The sequence below is a fragment of the Microcoleus sp. D2_18a_B4 genome (genome assembly GCF_036702475.1).
GTDB lineage: Bacteria > Cyanobacteriota > Cyanobacteriia > Cyanobacteriales > Microcoleaceae > Microcoleus.
On the sequence record NZ_JAUBTL010000120.1, the window covers coordinates 1 to 5926 of the forward strand.

Below are 5926 nucleotides of genomic sequence, written 5' to 3' on the forward strand. Positions count from 1 at the left end.
TTTTAAAGTCCCAAAAGCCTTTCGACCCCAATTATTTACTTGCTACCCCTTGACAGTTCAAGACAGTATCTACAGGCTGTTAAAAATGGTGCAAGATGTTGTAGGGACACAGCACTGCTGTGTCCTCTGTATCCTCATTTGTATGAGTTATCCTTGGATAGCCACGCAGGTAGAAAGCATTTTCGCTACCCCAAGAATCGGTAATTGATTGAGCATTTCCGCCGCAAAAGCATCGATTAGCAAATAGCGACTTCTTTCTAAATCCAAACCGCGACTTTGCAAGTAAAAAAGCTCATCATCTTCTAACTGGCTGACAGTTGCACCGTGGGAACATTTAACGTTGTCAGCCACAATTTCTAACTGCGGTTTAGTATCTACACGAGCTCTCGGCGACAGCAACAAATTCCGGCTCAATTGTCCGGCATCTGTCAATTGGGCGGCTTTGCGAACGAAAACTTTGCCGTTAAATACAGCGCGAGCTTTGTTGCCGATAATGCACTTGTGCAATTGGCGACTTGTACCGTGGGGGTGATTGAAATCGATTACACTGTGAGTGTCTGATAACTGTTCCCCAAAGGCTACGGTTAAGCCGTTTAAAGTTGTTTCAGTGGCTTCGCCACGCTGAAATACTTCTAAATTGTGCCGCGATATTTTGCCTCCCAAGCTGATAGCATGACAAGTATAACGGCTGTTGCGAGATTGTTCGATCGCACTTTTGCCGATATGAACAACCTCCCCACCTTCCCGCTGCAGCCGAACGTGATTCACAGTGGCGTTTTCGCCGACAATAACATCCGTTACAGCATTAGTAAAGGCTGGTACATTACCGCTAGTTGCGTAATCCTCAATCAGCGTGACATTGCTTCCAGGCTCAGCTATGACCAAGCAGTGCGGCTGGGACATCGTGGGAGATGCACCGGGCGCTGTCAGGAACAGCAAGTGAATCGGAAGGTCGATCGACATATTGGCCGGCACGAACACCACCGCAGAATCCGCCAAACCCGCAGTATTCAGCGCCGTAAACACCTCGGTTTGCTGTCTGTGCTTGCTCAAAACATCACTGATGCGCCCTTGATATTTTTCGGGTACATTGGATAGATTACCTGCGTAAAAGTCGAGCGGCAAATTGGGAAAAACCGACGACTCCACCGTTGACAAATCCGGCGCATAAAACCCGTTGACAAACACCAATCTTAATGGTAAATCTGCCTTGTTTTTCACTGGCATAATGATATCAGCCAGCTTAACTGTTGACTGATTGCTCTGCGGTATATGAAAAGGAATTTGCAACACCGACGACAAATCAGTAAAGCGCCATTCTTCATCCTTCACCGTCGGAAAACTCGAAGAAAGCACGTATTCCGTCGCCGCATCCCGCAAATCCTGCAACCCGTAAGCAGAACTTTCCTTATTAGCTGCGCCCAACTTGCCGCACTGATTCACCAAATCAGTCAAAAACATTTCCCTACTAGCAACTTGCGTATTCATCATCGCGCGCCTACTCCTGCTGCTTCCTCTTCCACAACCCAGTCATAACCGCGCTCTTCCAATTCCAGCGCCAACTCTTTCGGGCCAGTCAAGATAATTCTACCGGCTTCCATGACGTGAATAAAATCAGGAATAATGTAATTCAGCAACCGCTGATAGTGAGTAATCACCAACATCGAATTTTCAGCAGTTGACAACTGATTCACACCGCCGGCGACAATCTTGAGAGCATCGATATCCAAACCTGAATCAGTCTCATCCAAAATAGCTAACTTCGGTTCCAACAACGCCATTTGCAAAATTTCATTTCGCTTTTTCTCGCCGCCGGAAAAACCCTCATTTACGCTGCGGCCTAAAAAAGAATCATTCATCTTGACAATATCCAGCTTGTCCTCGATTAAATCTTGGAAATCAAAAGCATCCAATTCTTCCAATCCGCGATGTTTGCGGTGAGAATTGTAAGCCACTCGCAAGAAATCCAGATTGCTAACGCCGGGAATTTCTAAAGGATATTGGAAAGCTAGGAACACGCCAGCCAAAGAGCGTTCTTCCGGCGCTAATTCCAGCAAATTTTGACCCAGAAAAGTAACTTCTCCACCCGTTACCGTATAAGCAGGATGACCCGCTAATATCTTGGATAAAGTGCTTTTTCCCGAACCGTTCGGGCCCATAATCGCGTGAATTTCACCCGATTTAATTTCCAGATTCAAACCCTTCAGGATTTGGGTATCTTCCACATTCGCAGTTAAATCGCGGACGGATAGCACCACTTGACTATTTTCTACAATCATCTATTTTTGTCCTTTTCCTCAATGCACTTTACAGTTTTTTCTTCTCGTTCTTCTCGTTCCTAGGCTCTGCCTAGGAATGCGTGTCGCGAGGCTCTGCCTCGCTGGAAATGGGAGAGAGAAATGCGAGGCAGAGCCTCTAGATATGCGTTACCAGGCAGAGCCTGGTAACGAGGGTTTCTCGCCCGCCAAAATATTTTCTTCCTTCTTCCGACGGACATCGGACTGACATCCGTTACATCCGTTACATCCGTTACATAATCCGTTGCCGAACTTCCTTCTACCCGACACTTCCTTCCAGCTTCAGACTCAACAGCTTATCAGCTTCCGCCGCAAATTCCATCGGTAACTGATTGAAAACATCTTTACAGAAACCGCTAATCATCATCGAAATAGCATTTTCTGCGGAAATTCCCCGCTGTGCGAAGAAGAACAATTGCTCTTCCCCAATCTTAGAAGTAGAAGCTTCGTGTTCGACTTTAGCAGTGTGGTTCTGCACTTGAATATAGGGGAAAGTATTCGCTTGAGCGTTATCCCCAATCAGCATGGAATCGCACTGAGAGTAATTGCGAGAGCCTTTAGCATTCGGTCCCATTTTCACTAAGCCGCGATAGCTGTTGGATGAATTACCCGCCGAAATTCCCTTAGAGATAATCGTGCTGCGAGTATTTTTACCAATGTGGATCATTTTTGTGCCGGTGTCAGCTTGCTGCTTGTTGTTTGTGAGCGCTACCGAGTAGAATTCACCCACAGAGTTGTCGCCGACTAACACGCAACTGGGATATTTCCAAGTAATCGCTGAACCGGTTTCTACTTGTGTCCAAGAAATCTTAGAATTGACTCCTTGACACAAACCCCGTTTCGTCACAAAGTTGTAAATGCCGCCTTTGCCGTTGGCGTCGCCGGCGTACCAGTTTTGCACTGTGGAGTATTTGATGTCGGCATTGTCCATTGTTACCAATTCCACGACGGCGGCGTGCAGTTGATTGGTGTCAAACATCGGCGCGGTGCAGCCTTCTAGGTAAGACACAGAACTGTTTTCTTCTGCGACAATTAGGGTGCGCTCGAACTGGCCGGAATCTCCGTTGTTGATGCGGAAATAGGTTGACAATTCCATTGGGCATTTGACGCCTTTGGGAATGTAAACAAAGGAACCGTCGCTGAATACGGCGGAGTTGAGGGCTGCGAAAAAGTTATCGCCGACTGGTACGACGCTGCCGAGATATTTTTCTATTAATTCGGGATAATCTTTGACGGCTTCTGAAATGGAACAGAAAATAACACCATCTTTGGCTAACTTTTCTCTAAATGTTGTGGCAATTGAAACGCTGTCGAAAACGGCATCGACGGCGACATTTCCGAGCCGCTTTTGTTCGGAGAGGGGAATGCCGAGTTTCTCGAAGGTTTCGAGCAGTGTCGGGTCTACTTCGTCCAAACTGTTGAGCTTTTTGGGCTTTTGTTTGGGGGCGGAATAGTAGATAATTTGTTGGTAGTCGATCGCGGGATAGTTGACGTGGGGCCAGGTGGGCTCGGTCATTGTCAACCACTTGCGGTATGCTTTGAGGCGGAATTGCAGCATGAATTCCGGTTCGTTTTTCTTGGCGGAAATCAGGCGGACTACATCTTCGCTTAAGCCGCGGGGGATGGTGTCTGACTCGATGTCGGTGACGAAACCGTATTTATACGGCTGGTTGACTAGGGTTGTGACTGTAGAGCTCATTAATTTTGCGCTTTCGAGTGTTCTGGATATGTCTCTCAAAAATGGCAGACGCGGAACTGTCGGGGGCCCGGCGAGTTCTGGGGGCTGCTCTGGGAAGTTAAACAACTGATTTGTTGCTTTAGTATATTTTAAGCTACATTAACAACAGTGATATTGTCAAAGTCAAATAAATATTTTTTTTGTGAAGATGATGGAGACTACTCAGCAGACTTCCACGAAACAAGACATCCTGCAATATTTGCTCAAGGGGGGTCAGGGGACGGCTCTTGAGTTGGCGGAGTCTTTGGATATCAGTCCGCAGGCGATTCGCCGTCACTTGAAGGATTTGGAAGCGGAGGGGCTGATTCAGTATCAGTCGGTTCAGGCTGGGATGGGGCGGCCGCAGCACATTTATGAGCTTACCAGTCAGGGGCGCGATCGATTCCCGAATCGTTACGGTGATTTTGCAGTCTCTTTTCTCGATACGTTGGCGGAAACAGTCGGCCGCGAGCAAGTGATTACTATCCTGCGAAAACAGTGGCAGCGCAAGGCGACGGAGTATCGGCGGCTGGTGGGTGCGGGTTCGCTGGAAGAGCGGGTGACTAAGTTAATGGAACTCCGCAGGGCTGAAGGTTATATGGCTGAGTGTTATCCTGTAGAATCTGTAGAGGTTGGGCTCTGCGATCGCGCTGGTTTGGGCGATCGATTTGTGTTGATGGAACACAACTGCGCGATTTCTAATGTTGCTGAAACTTTTCCGAGTGTCTGCGGTAATGAGTTGGAAATGTTTGCAGCGGTTTTGCCGGATTGTATTGTGGAGCGAACTCACTGGATTATTGATGGGGAACACCGCTGCGGTTATTTGATTGCAAGGAGGAAGGAAGAAGCAAGAAGGAAGAAGGAAGAAGGATGAGGGATGAGGGAAGAAGGAAGAAGGAAGAAGGAAGAAGGATGAGGGAAGAAGGAAGAAGGAAGAAGGAAGAAGGAAGAAGGATGAGGGAAGGCATTACACGGATTTTGACAGGGATACACGGATGGGTGTTTTTACTAATTACCAATTACCGACAGCACTATACGGATTTTGACACGGATACACGGATATAGCGGTTCTCAAGCGTGGTGAGGTATGCCCAATGCCCAATGCCCTATGCCCAATGCCCTATGCACGTCGGGTACCTCGTGTTACTGAGAAAGGCTATAGATGTTTTTACCGATTACCAATAACAAATAACAAATAGCAAGTAACTAATAACTATGGAACCGCTAGCAGATTTTTTAAAGCCGGAAGAGTGTGCGGAAGTTGATATGGCGCTGCTGTCGTCGAAGGAAAAGTTTTCGGCGCGGGTGGCAATTTATGCTTTGAGGGTGCTCAAGCAAATTGCTGGGGAGACTGGGAAGCCGGTGGCTGAGGTGACTAATGGGCAGGTGATGGATTGGATTAAGAATGATGAGAGTATTAAAGGGTCGATCGAACTTGATGCGAGTTTTGAAAACTTTTTCACGAATTTGGTGGTGGCGTCTTTGCGGCCTCTGAGGCAAATTGCGACAGAATCTGAAAGCGCGATCGAACAATTAACAGTTAAGCAGGTTGTGGCGTGGTTTGTGAAGGACGGGAAGATTCGCAGAGAACAGGGAACCGAGGCGGCGTTTTTGGACTTGTGAGTTAAAGGTCGATCGGCAACACTGGCAAATAATACGTCAAACTCCGCTATTGGAGGCTGTTTCGGGCGATCGAAAAAAACTTTTGACAAAAGGGTTGACAGACAAAGGAAAACTTGATAAGGTAATTAAGTCGAGCGAAAGAGATGCAGCGCATCAAGCTTAACATTAAGCTAAACGCAGACACAGGATTAAAAGTTTTCAAAGCTTTCCTGGTGCTTATGATGTAATGGAACCACTCCGATCCATCCCGAACTCGGTTGTTAAACGTTGCTATGGCGAAGATACTCGG

Annotated in this window: 6 protein-coding genes; 3 read left to right on the forward strand and 3 right to left on the reverse strand. The window is 47.2% G+C overall.

Features of this window, described 5'->3' with window-relative positions; translation table 11 throughout:
* Positions 1-147: 147 nt before the first annotated feature.
* The 3 genes from sufD to sufB form a co-directional block, all read right to left on the reverse strand.
* Positions 148-1491 (reverse strand): Fe-S cluster assembly protein SufD, encoded by a 1344-nt coding sequence (gene sufD / locus QUB04_RS32055; protein ID WP_333290701.1) that lies wholly within the window; start codon positions 1489-1491, stop codon positions 148-150.
* Positions 1488-2279 (reverse strand): Fe-S cluster assembly ATPase SufC, encoded by a 792-nt coding sequence (sufC, locus tag QUB04_RS32060; protein ID WP_333036165.1) that lies wholly within the window; start codon positions 2277-2279, stop codon positions 1488-1490. The genes sufD and sufC overlap by 4 nt, the downstream gene beginning before the upstream one ends.
* Positions 2280-2556: 277 nt before the next feature.
* Positions 2557-3996 carry a Fe-S cluster assembly protein SufB gene (gene sufB, locus QUB04_RS32065; RefSeq protein ID WP_333153706.1) on the reverse strand — a complete coding sequence of 480 codons (1440 nt, stop codon included), beginning with the start codon at positions 3994-3996 and terminating at the stop codon, positions 2557-2559.
* Positions 3997-4183: 187 nt separating this feature from the next.
* On the opposite strand from sufB, the gene sufR reads away from it, so the two are divergent.
* The 3 genes from sufR to QUB04_RS32080 all read left to right on the forward strand — a co-directional run bounded on the left by sufR (position 4184) and on the right by QUB04_RS32080 (position 5637).
* The gene (sufR, locus tag QUB04_RS32070; RefSeq protein WP_333290702.1) at positions 4184-4888 is read left to right on the forward strand and encodes an iron-sulfur cluster biosynthesis transcriptional regulator SufR; all 705 of its coding nucleotides are present in this window, start codon (positions 4184-4186) and stop codon (positions 4886-4888) included.
* The gene (locus tag QUB04_RS32075) at positions 4885-5079 is read left to right on the forward strand and encodes a hypothetical protein (protein WP_333290703.1); all 195 of its coding nucleotides are present in this window, start codon (positions 4885-4887) and stop codon (positions 5077-5079) included. The genes sufR and QUB04_RS32075 overlap by 4 nt, the downstream gene beginning before the upstream one ends.
* A 150-nt stretch (positions 5080-5229) precedes the next feature.
* Complete coding sequence (locus tag QUB04_RS32080) at positions 5230-5637, forward strand: hypothetical protein (protein WP_333290704.1); 408 nt, start codon at positions 5230-5232, stop codon at positions 5635-5637.
* The last annotated feature ends 289 nt before the right edge of the window (positions 5638-5926 follow it).